Below are 18,724 nucleotides of genomic sequence, written 5' to 3' on the forward strand. Positions count from 1 at the left end.
GCACCGAGGGCTCATTGGTGCAACGCACGGCGACAGAATCAGCCCGTCCGGCGTTTGAGGACGAGGCCGAAGGCCGACAGCGGGGGCCCGGGGGCGGCGCCCCGGACGGCAAGTCCAGCACCGGGCATCCGAACCAACACCGGCCACACCCCCCGGCCGACCCCCCTACGCGTTCTCCGCCTGGAACATCCAGTGATGTTTCTCGAGATCCGCCGTGATCCCGATGAAGATGTCCTGCGAGACGGGGTCCGCCTCCCCCGTCGCGTTCACCCGCTGCCGCATCCGGATGATCACCGCGCCGAGCGCGTCGACCATCGTCCGGACCGCGTCCGTGTCCTTGATCCAGCCCGCCGGGGTGGGCCCGATGCCGCTGCCGGACGCCACCGTGGCCGCGCGCCCGTCGGGCGGGACGCCCAGTGCCGATGCGCGCTCGGCGACGGTGTCGGAGTGGATGCGCGCGGAGCCGACGACCTCGTCGAGCTGGAGGTGGATGGACCGGAAGCGGGGTCCGACGACGTTCCAGTGGATCTGCTTGGCGACCAGCGAGAGATCCACCAGGTCCACGAGGGCGCCCTGCAGCGCCTCGGACACGGTCTTCAGATCGGCGTCGGGCAACGGGCTCTTCACGACGTACATCCGCTTCCTCCGGTGGTTCGGCGCCTTCACGTCCCTCCCACCATGACCGCCCCACCACATACCGGCAAATGGACGTAAAAGAGACACAGATCATAAGGTGCGGGTAACACGAAAGCCCCGGCCCGGCTCCCCAGGTCTCCCTGGAGAAGCCCGGCCGGGGCTTCACACGTATCGGGTCGCTAAGCCGCGCACGCGCACGTCACGCGGCGACCACGTCCACCGCCTCGGCGGGCGCCTTGATGGTCACCCGTTCCGGTGGCACGCCGGTCACCGACACGGAACCCAGCATCGGACGGACCGGCGTGGGCACGGGCTCGGTGGCCCTGGCGGACTGGGCCAGTTCGGCGAGCGCCAGCTCGTCGCTCACTTCTCGCATGAGTTCCGACATCCGTACGTCCAGCGCGTCGCAGATGGCGGCGAGCAGTTCGGAGGAAGCCTCCTTCTGCCCCCGCTCCACCTCGGAGAGATAGCCGAGTGAGACTCGGGCGGACGAGGAGACTTCGCGCAGAGTACGGCCCTGGCGTTGGCGCTGCCGACGCAGCACGTCACCCAGCAGGCGACGGAGCAGAATCATCGGTGGCTCCCTCCTCGGACCGCGTAGCCGCATCCTTCTCGCCCCACCGTACCGCCTTGCGCCGCGGCCGTGCGGGGAGCGATGTCGTGTTCACTCAGGGCTGCAAACATCAAAACCCCCCGTTCCGTTCCGTATCCTGTGCCCGCTCATTCCCGGTCTGTTCGCCCGCAAGCTCTCTCAGGAGCAGTGCGAGTACGCTCCGTACACTCTCCATACGAATTTCCGCACGGTCGCCGTTCAACCTCAGGGCCTCTACTTTTCCGCCACCGGCAGAACCGGAGCCGGCCGTGAGGGGTCCGTCCACGGCGACGAAGACCGTCCCGACGGGCCGCCCGTCCTGCGGCTCGGGCCCGGCGACTCCGGTTGTCGCGATGCCCCAGTCGGCCCTCAAAGCCTTGCGCACCCCGACCGCCATCTGGGCCGCGACCTGCGGATCCACGGCTCCACACTGAGCCAGCAGGGTGGCGTCGACGCCCAGCAGTTCATGCTTCAACTCGGTGGCGTACGCGGTGACCGAACCCCGCAGGACCCTGGACGCCCCGGGGACGGCCGTGATCTCGGCCGCGACCAGACCACCGGTGAGCGACTCCGCGACAGCGAGGCTCTCGCCCCTCACGGTCAGTAGTCGCACCAGTTCGGTGGCCGGGGAACTCACGCTTCCTTCTCCTCCAACGCTGCCGCGCGCTCGGCGATTCCCCGCCGTCGCAGCACAATGGCTTGTCTCACGTAGTCGAGGCCGGTGACGACGGTGAGGACGACCGCCACGGCCATCACCCAGAACCTCAGGGTGGCCAGCCACCCCGTCAGCGCCAGGACATACATCCCGACGGCCACGCCCTGGGTGAGCGTCTTGAGCTTGCCGCCCCGGCTCGCCGGGATCACGCCGTAACGAATGACCAGAAAACGCAGCAGTGTGATCCCGAGTTCCCGGCCGAGGATCACGGCCGTCACCCACCACGGCAGATCACCCAGGGCGGACAGACAGATGAGCGCCGCCCCCATGATCGCCTTGTCGGCGATGGGGTCGGCGATCTTCCCGAAGTCGGTGACCAGGTTGTAGGTGCGCGCCAGATGCCCGTCGAACAGGTCGGTGATCATGGCGACGGCGAACGCCGCCCAGGCCAGCGAGCGCCAGGCCGGGTCGTAACCGCCGCCCGCCAGCATCAGGGCCACGAAGCCGGGCACGAGCAGCAGCCGGAGCATCGTCAGCAGATTGGCGACGTTCCACACGCTGGCCTGATTGACGGCCGCGGCCGTGATCTTCCCGCCGCGCGCGGGCTTGTCGCCGTCGGCAGCGGAGCCAGAAGCAGAACCGGAGACCTCGGAAGCAACGCCGTCGGAACCACGGGCGCCCTGCGCGCCGGAGGAACCGCCCGCGGCGGATGCCGGGACTCCGGTCATCTGCCCCCCTCCTCACTACATGCGAACGAGCCCGTCAGCGGCTCGGCCACCAGGTCGACACCTTCCGTACCGACCACCTTCGCCTCGACCATACGTCCGGCGCTCAGACCCTCGCCGCTCGTGAGCAGCACCTGGCCGTCCGTCTCCGGGGCCTGGTGGGCGGCACGGCCGTACACGCCCTCCTCCTCGTCCACGGACTCCACGAGGACGTGCACGGTCTGGCCGACGCGCTCCTCCGCGCGCTGCGAGACGAGTTCCTCGGCGAGCCGGGAGATGTGGGCGAGGCGCTCGGCGACGACGTCCTCGTCGAGCTTGTTGCCGTACGTCGCCGCTTCCGTGCCCTCCTCGTCGGAGTAGCCGAAGACGCCGATGGCGTCCAGGCGGGCGCCGGTCAGGAAGCGCTCCAGTTCGGCCAGGTCCGACTCGCTCTCGCCGGGGAAGCCGACGATGAAGTTGGAGCGCACGCCGGCCTCGGGAGCCTTGCCGCGGATGGTGTCCAGCAGCTCCAGGAAGCGGTCGGTGTCGCCGAAGCGGCGCATGGCACGCAGCACGTCGGGCGCGGAGTGCTGGAAGGACAGGTCGAAGTACGGGGCGACCTTCGGGGTGGAGGTCAGCACGTCGATCAGGCCAGGGCGCATCTCGGCCGGCTGCAGGTAGCTCACGCGCACGCGCTCGAGGCCGTCGACCTCGGCCAGCTCCGGCAGCAGCGACTCCAGCAGGCGGATGTCGCCCAGGTCCTTGCCGTAGGAGGTGTTGTTCTCGGAGACCAGCATGATCTCCTTCACACCCTGCTCGGCCAGCCACCGCGTCTCGTTCAGCACGTCGCTCGGGCGACGTGAGATGAAGGAGCCGCGGAAGGACGGGATGGCGCAGAAGGAGCAGCGCCGGTCGCAGCCGGAGGCGAGCTTGACCGAGGCGACCGGGGCACCGTCCAGGCGGCGGCGCAGGGGCGCGCGCGGGCCGGAGGCGGGCGCGAGGCCCTCCGGGAGATCGGCCGGGGCGTGGCCGGGCAGCGCGACGGAGGCGGCCGATTCCTGCCGCTCGGCAGGGCTGATCGGCAGCAGCTTGCGGCGGTCGCGCGGGGTGTGGGCGGCGTGGATGCCGCCGGACAGGATGGTCTGCAGGCGGTCGGAGATGTCGGCGTAGTCGTCGAAGCCGAGCACGCCGTCGGCCTCGGGCAGCGCCTCGGCCAGCTCCTTGCCGTACCGCTCGGCCATGCAGCCCACCGCCACGACGGCCTGGGTTCTGCCATGATCCTTGAGGTCGTTGGCCTCCAGCAGGGCGTCGACGGAGTCCTTCTTGGCGGCTTCCACGAAGCCACAGGTGTTGACCACGGCGACATCGGCGTCCGCGGCGTCCTCGACGAGCTGCCAGCCGTCCGCCTCCAAACGGCCTGCGAGCTCCTCCGAGTCCACCTCGTTACGGGCGCAGCCGAGAGTGACGAGTGCGACGGTACGGCGTTCAGGCATGGGCTCAAGACTACTTCGTCTGTCTGACACCCCACGTCGAAGGGGTTGGCCGATCTTGGCCAACCCCTTCACACCAGCTCCCCCAAGGGCCCCTCATCCGGCCTCGGGGTCGCCCTTCGTGTACGTGAGGCGCTCCACAGCGCCCTTCTGGAAGTTGTCCTCGATCTTCTTGCCGTTGACGTAGAGCTGAATCGCACCGGCGTCACCGAGGATCAGGTTGATCTTGGAACCGTCCTGGAAGGTCTTGGACTCGCCCTTCTTCAGCAGCCCGTCGAAGAGCATCCGGCCGTTGTGGTCCTTGGCGGAGATCCAGCTGCGCCCGCCCGCCGCACTGACCTGGACGGTCACCTTGTCCTGCGGGGCGGCCGCGATGGCACTGTCGGACGCCTCGGACGTGGGCGCGGCGGGCTTGTCCTTCTTCGGCGTGGGCGAGGCGGACTTGCTGGGGGTGGCGGTGGCGCCCTCGGCGACCTGCGACTTGGCGTCGTTCCCGCTGTCGCCGCCCTTGAACGCGGTGAACCCGACGAAGCCGATGACGGCGACGATCGCGGCGACCATGGCCGCGGTCCAGTTGGGCCCGCGGCGCTCGGGGCGGATACGTTCCGCCTCGAACAGGGGCGCGGCCGGGGTGGGCGCGGGCCGCCCGCCGTGCTCGGCGTCGTACTGCGCGATCAGCGGTGCTGGGTCGAGATGCACGGCCCTGGCCAGCGTACGGATGTGCCCGCGCGCGTACACGTCGCCGCCACAGGGGGCGAAGTCATCCCCCTCGATGGCGTGCACGATGGCGATACGGACACGCGTGGCACTGCTGACGTCGTCGACGGTGAGCCCGGCCGCGATGCGCGCCTGCTTCAGGGCGCGGCCCACGGAGGGACGGGCTTCCTCGGACACGTCTTGGAACGGACGCTCGTCTTCAGGGGAGTTGCCGATGGACACGGGGGCGCCTTTCGAGCGTTTGAGCCACCTGTGCTGGAGGTTCAGTCTAGGGGGGTGCGAAAGCGTGGAGCGACCGGGCGGTAGGACTTTGTACGCCATCGGAATGACCGGAAAATCCGATGGTGGGACAGACACGTACCCCAGGATGAGATCCGTACCTGTCCTTTCGCTCAACTTGACGTACGGCAAAGGGAAACGGTTGCCCGCAGCTCTCTAACGGGTGGATCACGGCCGTGCCGCCACCCGGCGTAAGCACGACACGCCGGGCGGTCCGCTGCCCTACCCTTCAGACTCCCCGCGGATCACCGCGAGCACTCCGTCCAGCTCGTCAGGTTTCACAAGAACGTCACGCGCCTTCGACCCCTCGCTGGGCCCGACGATGTTCCGGGACTCCATGAGGTCCATGAGCCGCCCGGCCTTGGCGAAGCCGACGCGCAATTTGCGCTGGAGCATGGACGTCGACCCGAACTGGGTGGAGACCACCAGCTCGGCCGCCTGGCACAGCAGGTCGAGGTCGTCGCCGATGTCCTCGTCGATCTCCTTCTTCTGCTTGGTGCCCACCGTGACGTCGTCCCGGAAGACGGGCGCCATCTGGTCCTTGCAGTGCTGGACGATCGCCGCGACCTCTTCCTCGGTCACGAACGCGCCCTGCATACGGGTCGGCTTGTTGGCCCCCATCGGCAGGAACAGCCCGTCGCCCTTGCCGATCAGCTTCTCGGCGCCGGGCTGGTCGAGGATGACCCGGGAGTCGGCGAGCGAGGAGGTGGCGAAGGCCAGCCGGGAGGGCACGTTGGCCTTGATCAGACCGGTGACCACGTCGACCGACGGGCGCTGGGTGGCCAGCACCAGGTGGATGCCGGCCGCGCGCGCGAGCTGCGTGATGCGCACGATCGCGTCCTCGACGTCGCGCGGGGCGACCATCATCAGGTCGGCCAGCTCGTCCACGATCACCAGCAGGTAGGGATAGGGCTGGAGTTCCCGCTCGCTGCCCTCCGGCAGCTTCACCTTCCCCTGGCGGATGGCCTCGTTGAAGTCGTCGATGTGCCGGTAGCCGAAGGCCGCCAGGTCGTCGTAGCGCAGGTCCATCTCGCGTACGACCCACTGGAGCGCCTCGGCGGCCCGCTTGGGGTTGGTGATGATCGGCGTGATCAGGTGCGGGATGCCCTCGTAGGCGGTCAGCTCGACGCGCTTGGGGTCGACCAGGACCATGCGGACCTCCTCGGGGGTCGCGCGCACCATCACGGACGTGATCAGGCAGTTGATGCACGACGACTTACCGGACCCGGTGGCTCCGGCGACGAGGATGTGCGGCATCTTCGCGAGGTTGGCCGTCACGTACCCGCCCTCGACGTCCTTGCCGAGCGCCACCAGCATGGGATGGTCGTCCTCGGACGCGTCCGCGAGGCGCAGTACGTCGCCGAGGTTGACCATCTCCCGGTCGGTGTTCGGGATCTCGATGCCGACCGCGGACTTGCCGGGGATCGGGCTGATGATCCGCACGTCGGGGCTGGCGACGGCGTACGCGATGTTCTTGGTCAGCGCGGTGATCCGCTCGACCTTCACGGCGGGGCCGAGCTGGACCTCGTAGCGGGTGACGGTCGGTCCGCGGGTGAAGCCCGTGACGTCGGCGTCCACCTTGAACTCGCTGAAGACGTTGCGCAGGGAATCGACGATCGCGTCGTTGGCCGCGCTGCGCGCCTTGCCGGGGCCGCCGCGGGTGAGGAGGTCCAGCGACGGCAGCGCATAGGTGATGTCCCCGGACAGCTGGAGCTGCTCCGCGCGCGCGGGCAGGTCGCGGGCCGCCTCCGGAGCCGCCTTCGTGAGGTCGGGGACGCTCGCGACCTTCAGCTTCTCCTGCTGGGGACGGGCGGCCGGTGCCGGAACCGGCGACGGTGCGGGGACGGGCGTGGTCTCCTCGCGGTCGCCCACGCTCACGCCCTGGGTGAGGTCGGCGACGAGCGGGGAAGGCGGCATGCCGTGCAGGACCGCGCCGTCGAGCGCGGCCGCGGCAGCCGCTGCGACGTCCACGGCGTCCATCTGCCGCTGCAGATCCGGCTGCGGCACCGCGGAGCGCCTGGGGCGGCCGCGGCGCTGCGAGAGAGCCTCCTCCTCGGCGCCCTCGGGGTCGTACGCCTGGGAGGCGCCACGGCGCTTGCGGGGGCGCGGGGGCAGCGCCTCGCGCCACTGCTCGTCGTAACGCTCGTCGTCCTCGATGCGTTCCTCCGCCTCCTGGTCGTGCACGACACCCAGGCGTACGCCGAGCGCGCGCAGCCGCTGCGGGATGGCGTTGACCGGGGTGGCGGTCACCACGAGCAGGCCGAAGATCGTCAGCAGCACCAGCATCGGTACGGCGAGCACCTCGGTCATCGCGTACGTCAGCGGGGTGGCCGCCGCCCAGCCGATGAGGCCGCCGGCGTCCCTTATGGCCTGCATGCCGCCACTGCGGGCGGGCGAGCCGCAGGCGATGTGGACCTGGCCGAGCACGCCGATGACGAGCGCGGACAGGCCGATCACGATCCGGCCGTTGGCATCCGGCTTCTCCGGGTGCCGGATGAACCGTACGGCGATCACCGCGAGCAGTATCGGCACCAGCAGGTCGAGCCGGCCGAAGGCGCCGGTGACCAGGATCTCCACCAGGTCACCGACGGGGCCGCGCAGGTCGGCCCAGGTACCGGCGGCGACGATCAGCGCGATGCCGAACAGCAGCAGCGCGACGCCGTCCTTGCGGTGGGCCGGGTCGAGGTTCTTGGCGCCCTGCCCTATGCCCCGGAAGACGGCGCCGACCGCGTGCGCGAGACCGAGCCAGAGGGCGCGCACCAGCCGGTACACGCCCCCGGTGGGGTTGGGTGCCGGCTTGGGCGGCGCGGCCTTCTTCGCCGGGGCCTTCCTGGCGGCCGCCTTCTTGGCCGGAGCCTTCTTCGCGGCCGCCTTTCCCGCCGGAGCCTTCGCGGGAGCGGCCGCCTTCTTCGCGGGCTGCTTCTTGGCTGCGGAGGGACGTGAGGCCATGGATGTGAGGTTACCGGGGGAGACGACAGCGGACACGTGTGCCCACCGCTTCACCCGTTCGTGTCGCCCGCACCCGGGCGGGGAACTGACGCACGCTCATGGACAACTGTGGCCCCCGCAGGCGTCAGTTCTGCGTCGGCACCGCAGCGCCGGCGCTGCCCGCACCAGGCTCCAGGGCGTCGAGCGCACGGCGCAACCCGGTGAGTTTGCGCTCGAGATGGGCGGCCGTGGCCACCGCGGCCGCGTCCGCGGACTCGTCGTCCAGCTGCTTGGACAGCGCCTCCGCCTGCTCCTCCACGGCCGCGAGGCGCGCGGACAGCTCGGCGAGCAGCCCGGCGGACTCCTTGCCGCCCACCGCGCCCTTGCCGCCGCCCTCCAACTGGAGCCGCAACAGCGCCGCCTGCTCCCGCAGCTGGCAGTTCTTCATGTACAGCTCGACGAACACCGAGACCTTGGCGCGCAGCACCCACGGGTCGAACGGCTTGGAGATGTAGTCCACCGCGCCCGCGGCATACCCCCGGAAGGTGTGGTGGGGGCCGTGGTTGATCGCGGTGAGGAAGATGATCGGGATGTCCCGGGTCCGCTCGCGCCGCTTGATGTGCGCGGCGGTCTCGAAACCGTCCATGCCCGGCATCTGGACATCCAGCAGAATGACCGCGAAATCGTCCGTGAGCAGTGCTTTGAGCGCTTCCTCCCCGGACGATGCCCGCACCAGCGTCTGATCGAGCGCAGAGAGGATGGCCTCCAGCGCCAGCAGATTCTCCGGCCGGTCATCGACCAGGAGGATCTTGGCCTTCTGCACCATGGCCCGCCCTCCTCGCCCCGGCGGTACACCGGGCGCCGCCCCAGGGGACGACTCCCTTTCGCCGCCCGTCCTTGTGCCGGTCATCGTAGCCGCACCCCGCCTGTCACCACACCCTGTCACCGCGATGTCACTGTGCACGTAACAGAAACGCCGCAGGAGACCGGAAGGTTCCCGGAATCCGGGATTCCCACACGCCCCCGGCCCCCTCGGTACAACAACTCCACGCGTGCACCCGGGGTTCCCGCGGCGTTCACATCGCCTCCGGCCACCTCGTCACTCCTCGCGCATCCACTGCCGCATGACCGCCAGCAGGTGGTCGGGGTCGACCGGCTTCGTCACGTAGTCGGAGGCGCCCGACTCGATCGCCTTCTCCCGGTCGCCCTTCATCGCCTTCGCGGTCAGGGCGATGATCGGCAGCCCGGCGAACTGCGGCATCCGGCGGATCGCCGTGGTCGTCGCGTACCCGTCCATCTCGGGCATCATGATGTCCATCAGCACGACCGCCACGTCGTCGTGCTGCTCCAGCACCTCGATGCCCTCGCGGCCGTTCTCGGCGTACAGCACCGACAGCCCGTGCTGTTCCAGGACGCTGGTGAGCGCGAACACGTTGCGGATGTCGTCGTCGACGATCAGCACCTTCTCGCCGCCGAACCGCACCACGCGGGCCTGCTGCGGGCTGCTCTCCTGCTCGGCGAGGGTCGTCCACTGCTCGGGCGGCGGCAGGCTCCGGCGGCGGCGCCTGAAGAGCGCGGCCGGGCCGTTCTGCGTCTCCTGGTACGACTTGACCTCGGCCGGCGTCTCGATCTCCACGGCGGACAGTTCCGAGGACAGCTGGGCCTCGGAGGCGACCAGCTCGACGGCCTCCAGCGCCGGCACGGACTGCTGATAGCCCTGCGGCGGGAGTTCGCTCGGGTGCAGCGGCAGGTACAGCGTGAACGTCGAGCCGCGCCCCGGTTCGCTCTGCGCGTGGATCTCACCGCCGAGCAGCTGCGCGATCTCCCGCGAGATCGACAGGCCGAGGCCGGTGCCGCCGTACTTGCGGCTGGTCGTACCGTCCGCCTGCTTGAACGCCTCGAAGATCACCCGCATCTTGCCGGCCGCGATACCGATGCCGGTGTCGGTCACCGAGAACGCGATCAGGTCGGCATGCGGGTCCGTGAGCGAGCCGGCCTCCAGCAACTGCTCCCGGATCTTCTGCGGAACGTCCGCACCGGCGGGCCGGATCACCAGCTCCACGGACCCCGAGTCGGTGAACTTCACCGCGTTGGACAGCAGGTTCCGCAGCACCTGGAGCAGCCGCTGCTCGTCGGTGTGCAGGGTCGCCGGCAGCTCCGGGGAGACCCGCACGGACAGATCCAGGCCCTTCTCCGCGGTCAGCGGCCGGAAGGTCGCCTCCACGTAGTCCACGAGCTGGACGAGCGCGATACGCGTCGGGGAGACGTCCATCTTGCCCGCCTCGACCTTCGACAGGTCGAGGATGTCGTTGATCAGCTGGAGCAGGTCGGAGCCGGCGCCGTGGATGGTCTCGGCGAACTCGACCTGCTTCGGGGAGAGGTTGCCCTCGGCGTTGTCGGCGAGCAGCTTGGCCAGGATCAGCAGGGAGTTGAGCGGCGTACGCAGCTCGTGCGACATGTTGGCGAGGAACTCGCTCTTGTAGCGCATCGACACCGCGAGCTGCTCGGCGCGCTCCTCCAGGACCTGCCGGGCCTCCTCGATCTCGGTGTTCTTCACCTCGATGTCGCGGTTCTGCCGGGCCAGCAGCTCGGCCTTCTCCTCCAGTTCGGCGTTGGAGGCCTGCAGCGCCTTCTGCCGGTTCTCCAACTCGGCCGACCGCTCCCGCAGTTGCTCGGTCAGCTCCTGCGACTGCTTCAACAGCTGTTCGGTCTTGGTGTTGACCGAGATGGTGTTGACGCTGGTCGCGATCATCTCGGCGATCTGGTTGAGGAAGTCCTTCTGGATCTGCGTGAACGGCGTGAAGGACGCCAGCTCGATCACCCCGAGCACCGTGCCCTCGAAGAGCACCGGCAGCACGATCACCTGCGCGGGCGGGGCCTCGCCGAGCCCGGAGGAGATCTTCAGATAGCCGCTCGGCGCGTTCTCCACCAGGATCGTGCGCCTCTCCTGGGCGGCCGTGCCGATCAGCGCCTCACCGGGCCGGAACGACGTCGGCATGGAGCCCATCGAGTAGCCGTACGAGCCGAGCATGCGCAGCTCGTACTGGTCCTCGGTGGTGCCGCTGAGGTCCTGGCCCTCCATGAGGGGCATCGCCACGAAGAACGCGCCGTGCTGCGCGGAGACCACCGGCGTCAGCTCGCTCATGATCAGCGAGGCGACGTCCTCCAGGTCCCGGCGGCCCTGCATCAGCGCGGAGATGCGGGCGAGGTTGCCCTTGAGCCAGTCCTGCTCCTTGTTGGCGATCGTGGTGTCGCGCAGGTTGGCGATCATCTTGTTGATGTAGTCCTGCAGTTCCTGGATCTCGCCGGACGCGTCGACGTCGATCTTCAGGTTCAGGTCGCCGCGGGTCACCGCGGTCGCCACGCGCGCGATGGCGCGCACCTGCCGGGTCAGGTTCCCGGCCATCTCGTTCACCGACTCGGTCAGGTCCCGCCAGGTGCCGTCGACGTCACGCACGCGTGCCTGGCCGCCGAGCTGTCCCTCGGTGCCCACCTCGCGGGCGACCCGGGTGACCTCCTCGGCGAAACTGGACAGCTGGTCAACCATCGTGTTGATCGTCGTCTTCAGCTCAAGGATCTCACCGCGGGCGTCAATGTCGATCTTCTTCGTCAAGTCACCCTTGGCGATGGCCGTGGTGACCATGGCGATGTTGCGCACCTGGCCGGTCAGGTTGGACGCCATCTGGTTCACGGACTCGGTGAGGTCCTTCCAGGTGCCGGCCACACCGGGCACGTGTGCCTGGCCGCCCAGGATGCCGTCCGTGCCCACCTCACGGGCCACCTTGGTGACCTGGTCGGCGAACGAACTCAGCGTCTTCACCATGGTGTTGATGGTGTCGGCGAGCTGCGCGACCTCGCCGCGCGCCTCGATGGTCACCTGCCGCGTCAGGTCGCCGTTGGCGACCGCCGCCGCCACCTGGGAGATGTTCCGCACCTGCATGGTCAGGTTGTTGGCCATCAGGTTGACGTTGTTGCTCAGGTCCTTCCAGATGCCCGTGACACCCGGCACGTGCGCCTGGCCGCCCAGGATGCCCTCGGTGCCCACCTCACGGGCCACCCGGAGCACCTGCTCGGCGAAGCTGGACAGCTGATCAACCATGGTGTTGACCGTCGTGACGAGCTCAAGGATCTCGCCCTTCGCGTCAACGGTGATCTTCTTGGACAGGTCACCCTTGGCGACCGCGGTCGTGACCTCGGCGATGTTGCGGACCTGGATGGTCAGGTTGTTCGCCATGAAGTTCACGGACTGCGTGAGGTCCTTCCAGGTGCCGGAGACGCCCTGGACCTCGGCCTGGCCGCCCAGGATGCCCTCCGTGCCCACCTCACGGGCCACCCGCGTGACCTCCTGGGCGAAGGACGACAGCTGGTCGACCATCGTGTTCAGGGTGTTCTTCAGCTCCAGGATCTCCCCGCGCGCGTCCACGGTGATCTTCTGGGAGAGGTCGCCGCGGGCCACGGCGGTGGCCACCTGGGCGATATTGCGCACCTGTGCGGTGAGGTTGCCGGCCATGCCGTTCACGGAGTCGGTGAGGTCCCGCCACACACCGGCGACGCCCGGTACCTGCGCCTGACCGCCCAGGCGGCCCTCCGTACCCACGTCCCGGGCGACCCGGGTCACCTGGTCGGCGAAGGCGGAGAGCTGGTCGACCATCGTGTTGATGGTGTTCTTCAGCTCCAGGATCTCCCCGCGCGCGTCGACGTCGATCTTCTGCGACAGGTCACCGCGCGCCACGGCCGTCGTCACCTGGGCGATCTGCCGCACCTGGGACGTGAGGTTGCCGGCCATGAAGTTGACGGAGTCCGTCAGCTCCTTCCACGTACCCGACACTCCGTCCACGCGGGCCTGGCCGCCCAGGCGGCCCTCCGTGCCCACGTCCCGGGCCATCCGCGTGACCTGGTCGGCGAAGCTCGACAGCTGGTCCACCATCGTGTTCACGGTGTTCTTCAGCTGGAGCATCTCGCCGGAGACGTCGACGGTGACCTTCTGGGAGAGGTCGCCGTTGGCCACCGCCGTGGTCACCTGGGCGATGTTGCGCACCTGACCGGTCAGGTTGCGGAATGCAGTGTTGACGGAGTCCGTCAAGTCCTTCCAGGTACCGGCCGCTCCCGGCACCTGCGCCTGGCCGCCCAGCTCGCCCTCGACGCCGATCTCCCGCGCGACCCGGGTCACCTCGGCACCGAACGCCGACAGCTGGTCCACCATGCCGTTGACGGTGTTCTTCAGTTCCAGCATCTCGCCGGCCACGTCCACGGTGACCTTCTGCGACAGGTCACCACTGGCCACGGCGGTCGTCACCGCGGCGATGTCCCGCACCTGCGTGGTCAGATTCCGGAACACCGTGTTGACGGAGTCCGTGAGGTCCTTCCAGGTTCCGGCCACGCCCGGCACCGTCGCCTGACCACCCAGCCGCCCCTCGGCACCCACCTCGTTGGCCACGCGCGTGACCTCGTCCGCGAAGATCCGCAGCGTCTCGGTCATCTGGTTGATCGTGTCGGCCAGCTGCGCCACCTCGCCACGCGCCGGAACCGTCACCTTCTGCGACAGATCACCGTTGGCCACGGCCGTGGTGACCTGGGCGATCCCCCGCACCTGGGCCGTCAGGTTGCCGGCCATCAGGTTCACCGAGTCGGTGAGTTCCTTCCAGGTGCCGTCGACACCCGGAACATGCGCCTGGCCGCCGAGAATGCCGTCGGTGCCGACCTCGCGCGCGACCCGCGTCACCTCCGAGGAGAACGCCGAGAGCTGGTCGACCATCGTGTTGACGGTGTTCTTCAGCTCCAGCATCTCGCCGGCGACGTGAACGGTGACCTTCCGTGACAGGTCACCCTTGGCGACGGCGGTCGTCACCAGCGCGATGTCCCGCACCTGGGCCGTCAGCCGGGAAGCCATCGTGTTGACGGAGTCCGTGAGGTCCTTCCACGAACCCGAGAGCCCCCGCACCCGGGCCTGTCCTCCCAGCTTGCCCTCGGTGCCGACCTCGCTGGCCACGCGCGTGACCTCGTCGGTGAACGTCGACAGCTGGTCGACCAGATTGTTGACGGTCCGGCCGACCTTCAGGAACTCACCCCGCAGCGGGTGCCCGGTGCCGTCCGGCGCCTGCGTACGCAGATCCATGCGCGGCGACAGATCACCCTCGGCCACCGCCGTCAGCACCCGGCTGACCTCGGACACGGGCCATACGAGATCGTCGACCAGCGCGTTGGAGTTGTCGATCGCAGCCGCCCAGGAGCCCTCGCAGGCGCCCGTCTCCAGCCGTTCCGTGAGCTTTCCCTCACGCCCCACCATGCGCCGCACCCGCGACAGCTCACCCGTCAGATGCAGATTGCGGTCGGCCACCTCATTGAAAACCGCCGCAATCTCGGACATCACGCCGTCCCCGGACACCGTGAGCCGTTTACGGAAGTTACCGTCGCGCATCGACACGAGGGCCGCCAGCAGCCGGTTCAGGGCAGCCGTGTCCACGGCGGTGGTCCCCCCGTTCCTGCCCAGGGACGGTCCGCCCTTCGCGCGCGCCTTCGTGCCCCGCGTCGCTGCGCCAGACTCCACTGTGTCCCTCCCGAAGGGGTAGACCGCTACTGCTGTGCTCGGCCGCGGCGCCCCGACGGCCGGTCCCCCGGCCTGCCGGTTACTTCCGCGTACTCATTACTGCTCGGTATTTCTGCCAGACCGGATCCGGCCACACCAGAGGCTGCTGCCCGCCGTACACGGAACGCACGCAATCTGGTCCGACCTTCATCAGAAGCTTGCCCAGTGTTTCACCCCGGCCGAACCCGGCCATAACAGTTCGGCAGCTTCGCACATCGTCCGCACACCCTGGGGGCGTAATCACCGGCGACCGGCATCCGCTCGGACGGCGAAGGTAAGTAACCTTGCATCCGGCTGTCCAGCCGCACCGGCTCCGACCGGCCTGGGCGGTGGCACGAGAACGAGCGGGCATCGGAGGGGCGGCCGCAGACCATGACCACCGGACTGATCCCTGGGGGACATCCCCCGGAGCCACGGCCGACGGACGAGCGGATGCCGCAGCAGCGGCGCGAGCCGGCCGGCCATGCAGCCCTGCACGTCGACAACCGGCCGAGGAGTTCTGTGATCACCGCGCGCGCGGCCGCCAGCTTCGAGCCCGTCGGGCGGTCGGTGGCGACCGCCCGCTCCTTCGTCCGCGACACCCTCCAGGGCTGGGGCTTCGCCGACATCGTCGACGATGCCGTCGTCCTCACCAGCGAACTGGTGACCAACGCGGTGGTGCACGCGGGCACGCACGCGGACGTCCTGTGCCTGCGCAGCGAGGACGGCGTGCGCATCGAGGTCGCGGACCGCTACCCGGAGCGCGAGGTCCCCCTCCAGAGTTCCCCCGCCGCCATGGGCAGCCCCGACCGCGAGGGCGGCCGCGGCCTCCAGCTGTGCGCGGCCCTGGCTGCCCGCTGGGGCGTGGACTACACGCCCACGCACAAGAACGTCTGGTTCCACCTCGACCTGCCCGAGCGTCCGGTCGGCACCCGCGCCGCCGGCCCAGCCCTCCCCGCCGACCTGCTCCCGCTGGCCGACGGCCGGGTCCGCGTCGCGGTCCTCCAGATCGACCGAAAAGGCTCCATCAGCGCCTGGAACGAGGACGCGGAGGAACTCTTCGGCTACCCGGCGAACGATGTCATCGGCAAGCCCCTCACCGACCTCGCGGCCTGGCCGCACACCCCGGGCACGGGCACGGGCATCGCCGAGGCCCTCCAGCTCTCCCGCTGGGAGGGCAGCTACGGCATCCGCGGCGCCGACGGCCGGGTGGCCCCGGTGTACGCCTCCCACCTCAGGGTCCGCGACACCGGCGGCGAGCCCTCCACCGTCTGCCTCCTGGTCCGGGACCACGAACGCGCCGTCCTGCAGACACCGTCGCGCGTCCCGTCCACGGACCCGTCGCCGGCCTCCGACGGCCAGAGCACCGACCCCTTCGAGGTGTTCATCGGCTCCCCCGCCCCGGACGACCTCGACGGCCTGCTGCAGCGCACGGTGGAGCGGGCCCGCGACATGCTCGACGGCGACTCGGCGTTCCTGCTCCTCGCGACCGACGACGAGACGGAGCTGGAGGTCCGCGCCTCCACCGGCCTGCCCTCCGCCCGCCAGCGGTTCGCCCGCGTCCCCGTCGAGGCGGGCCCCGGACGCTACGGCTCCGCGCGCATGCCCGCCGTCCACGACGACCTCACCGCCGTGCCCGGCGCCGTACCACTGCTGTCCGGCACCGGCATGCGCTCGGTGGTCACGGTCCCGCTGAAGGTCGAGGGCCGCCTCACGGGCTCCCTCGGCGTCGCGGCGGAGGCACCGGGCCGGTACTCCAACGAGGAGGCACTGCGCCTGCAGTTCGCCGCCGACCGCATCGCCCTGGCCGTCGAATCGGCCCGCCTGGGCGAGCTGGAGCGGCTGCGCCGCGGCTCCCTGAGCTTCCTCGTCGAGGCCTCCGACCTGCTGGCCGGCACCCTGGACCGGGACCAGACCCTGGCCCTGATGGCCCAGATGACCGTCCCGACCCTGGCGACCTGGTGCGCGGTCTACACGATCGCCGACCAGGCCTCGGAGCCGTACTTGTCGTACGTCCTGCACGAGGACGAGGAACTCATCGACGGCATCAAGTCGTTGTTGTCGAAGATCCCTCCGCCCGACCCGGTACCGACGCCCGGCGCCCGCGTCTGGACCGCCCCCGCCGAGGTCGCCCACCAAGCGGCCCTGCGCACCTCGATGCGCACCCTCGGCCTGGCCGGCGGCCCCACCCACCACGTCTCCTCGGGCATCGGCCCGACCCTCGCGACGGCCTCCGCGGTCGGCGGCGAGACGGTCGTCCTGCCGCTCGTCGCGCGCAACCGCGTCATCGGCATGCTGACCCTCGGCAAGCCCACCGACGAGCACTTCCGGCAGGAGATCCTCGAACTGGCCGAGGACCTGAGCCGCCGGGCCGCCCTCGCCCTGGACAACGCCCGCCTGTACTCGGAGCGCACGGCCATCAGCCAGTCCCTCCAGCGCAGCCTGCTCCCGCCCGGCCTGCCCCACATCGACGGCGTCGAGGTCGAGGTCATCTACCGCGCGGCCGGCGAGGGCAACGAGGTCGGCGGCGACTTCTACGACCTCTTCCCCATCGGCAACGGCGCTTACGGCTTCGCCATCGGCGACGTCTGCGGTACGGGCCCCAACGCGGCGGCGGTCACCGGCCTGGCCCGGCACGCGCTGCGCCTGCTGGCCCGCGAGGGCCTCTCCGGCCCGGCGGTCCTCGAGCGCCTGAACTCCGCGATCCTCGACGAGGGCGACCGCAGCCGCTTCCTGACGCTGCTGTACGGCGAGCTACGGACGCAGGCGGACGGCAGCGCCGAGCTGAAGGTGGTCTGCGCCGGCCACCCGCTCCCGCTGCGCCTGCGCCAGGACGGCACGGTGGTGGCGTCGGCCGAACCCCAGCCGCTGCTCGGTGTCATCGAGGACCTGGAGCTGTACGAGGAGACGGTCACCCTCGACCCCGGTGACGTCCTTCTGTGCGTCACGGACGGCGTCACCGAACGCCGCGAGGGCACCCGCATGCTGGGCGACGACGGCCTCGCCGACGTCCTCACCACCTGCACGGGCCTCACGGCGGGCGCGGTGGCGGCACGCATCATGCGCGCGGTGGAACGCTTCGCGTCCGACGCCCCGTCCGACGACATGGCGATTTTGGCGATGCGGGTCCCGGGGCTTCAGAAGGACTGAGGCCCCCGGGCCCGCCCGGGCACCCCGGCATACGAAGAAGGCCTCGCCCGGTAGGGCGAGGCCTTCTTTCTGGAGCCCCCAAACGGAATCGAACCGTTGACCTTCTCCTTACCATGGAGACGCTCTGCCGACTGAGCTATAGGGGCCTTGTTGCTTTCGAGGTTTCCCTCGCGGCAACAAGAAAAGAGTACCCCGAACACGCCCGAGTTCCCAAATTCGTTCGGTGCCCATTCAGAAGGCGGGCTGGAGCAGTCCGCCAAGGGCGTTGCAGGCAGAGACAATCCGCTGCATCTCACGCTTCGTCAGCGAGGCCTCAACGGGCAGCGCGAGGGTCTCGTCCGCGGCCCGCTCGGTCTCCGGCAGGGATACACAGCGCCGGAATTCGGGCAGCCGGTGCACGGGCGTCTTCACCGGAACCCGGCACTCAACTGCCTTGGCCCGCAGGGCCCGGGCGAAGGCATCGCGGTCCGGCCTGCCGTTGCCCGGCACCCGCACCACGTACTGCTGGTAGGTGTGTCCGTCACCGCCGTCGGGCGTCCGTACGCCCTTGAGCTTGGCGTCGAGATAGGCGGCCCGCTCCCTGCGCTGCGCCATCTCGTCGTACGGCGCCTCGGACTCGCCCTGCTCCAGCACGAACAGCCCATGCCGCTGTCCGAGTTCGTGCAACCGCGCGATGTCGGCGCGCCGTCCGAAGCGGTGGACGACAACGACGGCCGCGGTACGGGAGTTTACGGCCGCCTCCACGGCGGACACGTCGAGGCAGTAGGTGACCGGATCTATGTCGGCGAACACCGGGAGTGCACCCGCCTGGGCCACGGCCTCGGCGACCTCGACGTTCCCGAAGGCCGGTACGACGACCTCGTCACCGACTCCGACGCCGGCGGCCCTGAGCATTGCAGCAGTACCCATGTGCTGGATGCTGGGGGCGCAACGTGAACGACACGTTAAGCAAAACAAAAAAAGATCGGACCCCGAACCGAAGTTCAGGATCCGACCTTTTCAAAATTT

At 69.6% G+C, this 18,724-nt stretch carries 11 protein-coding genes and 1 tRNA gene; 1 reads left to right on the forward strand and 11 read right to left on the reverse strand.

Features of this window, described 5'->3' with window-relative positions; genetic code table 11:
- Nucleotides 1-165: 165 nt before the first annotated feature.
- The 9 genes from AQI88_RS37070 to AQI88_RS37110 form a co-directional block, all read right to left on the reverse strand.
- Entirely contained in the window at nucleotides 166-636 is a 471-nt protein-coding gene (locus AQI88_RS37070; RefSeq protein ID WP_067008572.1) for a Dps family protein, read from the reverse strand.
- A 199-nt stretch (nucleotides 637-835) separates the two neighbouring features.
- The gene (locus tag AQI88_RS37075; protein WP_014675397.1) at nucleotides 836-1,210 is read right to left on the reverse strand and encodes a helix-turn-helix domain-containing protein; all 375 of its coding nucleotides are present in this window, start codon (nucleotides 1,208-1,210) and stop codon (nucleotides 836-838) included.
- A gap of 109 nt (nucleotides 1,211-1,319) precedes the next feature.
- Nucleotides 1,320-1,865: a CinA family protein gene (locus tag AQI88_RS37080; RefSeq protein WP_067008575.1), complete on the reverse strand. Its 546-nt coding sequence runs from the start codon at nucleotides 1,863-1,865 to the stop codon at nucleotides 1,320-1,322.
- Entirely contained in the window at nucleotides 1,862-2,611 is a 750-nt protein-coding gene (pgsA, locus tag AQI88_RS37085) for a CDP-diacylglycerol--glycerol-3-phosphate 3-phosphatidyltransferase (protein WP_067008578.1), read from the reverse strand. The genes AQI88_RS37080 and pgsA overlap by 4 nt, the downstream gene beginning before the upstream one ends.
- On the reverse strand, nucleotides 2,608-4,080 hold the full coding sequence (gene rimO, locus AQI88_RS37090; RefSeq protein ID WP_067008582.1) for a 30S ribosomal protein S12 methylthiotransferase RimO: 1,473 nt from the start codon (nucleotides 4,078-4,080) through the stop codon (nucleotides 2,608-2,610). Before rimO ends, pgsA begins: the two co-directional genes overlap by 4 nt.
- A 93-nt stretch (nucleotides 4,081-4,173) precedes the next feature.
- Nucleotides 4,174-5,016 carry a helix-turn-helix domain-containing protein gene (locus tag AQI88_RS37095; protein WP_067008585.1) on the reverse strand — a complete coding sequence of 281 codons (843 nt, stop codon included), beginning with the start codon at nucleotides 5,014-5,016 and terminating at the stop codon, nucleotides 4,174-4,176.
- A gap of 279 nt (nucleotides 5,017-5,295) precedes the next feature.
- Nucleotides 5,296-8,022 carry a DNA translocase FtsK gene (locus tag AQI88_RS37100; protein WP_067008587.1) on the reverse strand — a complete coding sequence of 909 codons (2,727 nt, stop codon included), beginning with the start codon at nucleotides 8,020-8,022 and terminating at the stop codon, nucleotides 5,296-5,298.
- A gap of 124 nt (nucleotides 8,023-8,146) precedes the next feature.
- A complete protein-coding gene (locus tag AQI88_RS37105) occupies nucleotides 8,147-8,827 on the reverse strand; it encodes a response regulator (protein ID WP_067008590.1) in 681 nt (226 codons plus the stop codon).
- 273 nt (nucleotides 8,828-9,100) lie between these two features.
- On the reverse strand, nucleotides 9,101-14,548 hold the full coding sequence (locus tag AQI88_RS37110) for a HAMP domain-containing protein (RefSeq protein WP_107118775.1): 5,448 nt from the start codon (nucleotides 14,546-14,548) through the stop codon (nucleotides 9,101-9,103).
- 411 nt (nucleotides 14,549-14,959) lie between these two features.
- Between AQI88_RS37110 and AQI88_RS37115 the strand changes: the two genes are divergently transcribed.
- The gene (locus tag AQI88_RS37115; protein ID WP_067008597.1) at nucleotides 14,960-17,716 is read left to right on the forward strand and encodes a SpoIIE family protein phosphatase; all 2,757 of its coding nucleotides are present in this window, start codon (nucleotides 14,960-14,962) and stop codon (nucleotides 17,714-17,716) included.
- 70 nt (nucleotides 17,717-17,786) lie between these two features.
- Here AQI88_RS37115 and AQI88_RS37120 read toward each other — a convergent pair.
- Both AQI88_RS37120 and AQI88_RS37125 read right to left on the reverse strand, forming a co-directional pair.
- Nucleotides 17,787-17,862 (reverse strand) — tRNA-Thr (locus AQI88_RS37120).
- An 85-nt stretch (nucleotides 17,863-17,947) separates the two neighbouring features.
- Complete coding sequence (locus AQI88_RS37125; protein WP_067008600.1) at nucleotides 17,948-18,610, reverse strand: DegT/DnrJ/EryC1/StrS family aminotransferase; 663 nt, start codon at nucleotides 18,608-18,610, stop codon at nucleotides 17,948-17,950.
- Between the last annotated feature and the right edge of the window lie 114 nt (nucleotides 18,611-18,724).

It is taken from the genome of Streptomyces cellostaticus, from assembly GCF_001513965.1.
Lineage (GTDB): Bacteria > Actinomycetota > Actinomycetes > Streptomycetales > Streptomycetaceae > Streptomyces > Streptomyces cellostaticus.

Coding starts and splice junctions, on each gene's coding strand:
- AQI88_RS37125 (WP_067008600.1), bottom strand. CDS start 18,610: ATGCTCAGGGCCGCCGGCGTCGGAGTCGGTGACGAGGTCGTCGTACCG.
- AQI88_RS37075 (WP_014675397.1), bottom strand. CDS start 1,210: ATGATTCTGCTCCGTCGCCTGCTGGGTGACGTGCTGCGTCGGCAGCGC.
- pgsA (WP_067008578.1), bottom strand. CDS start 2,611: ATGACCGGAGTCCCGGCATCCGCCGCGGGCGGTTCCTCCGGCGCGCAG.
- AQI88_RS37115 (WP_067008597.1), top strand. CDS start 14,960: ATGACCACCGGACTGATCCCTGGGGGACATCCCCCGGAGCCACGGCCG.
- AQI88_RS37105 (WP_067008590.1), bottom strand. CDS start 8,827: ATGGTGCAGAAGGCCAAGATCCTCCTGGTCGATGACCGGCCGGAGAAT.
- rimO (WP_067008582.1), bottom strand. CDS start 4,080: ATGCCTGAACGCCGTACCGTCGCACTCGTCACTCTCGGCTGCGCCCGT.
- AQI88_RS37070 (WP_067008572.1), bottom strand. CDS start 636: ATGTACGTCGTGAAGAGCCCGTTGCCCGACGCCGATCTGAAGACCGTG.
- AQI88_RS37100 (WP_067008587.1), bottom strand. CDS start 8,022: ATGGCCTCACGTCCCTCCGCAGCCAAGAAGCAGCCCGCGAAGAAGGCG.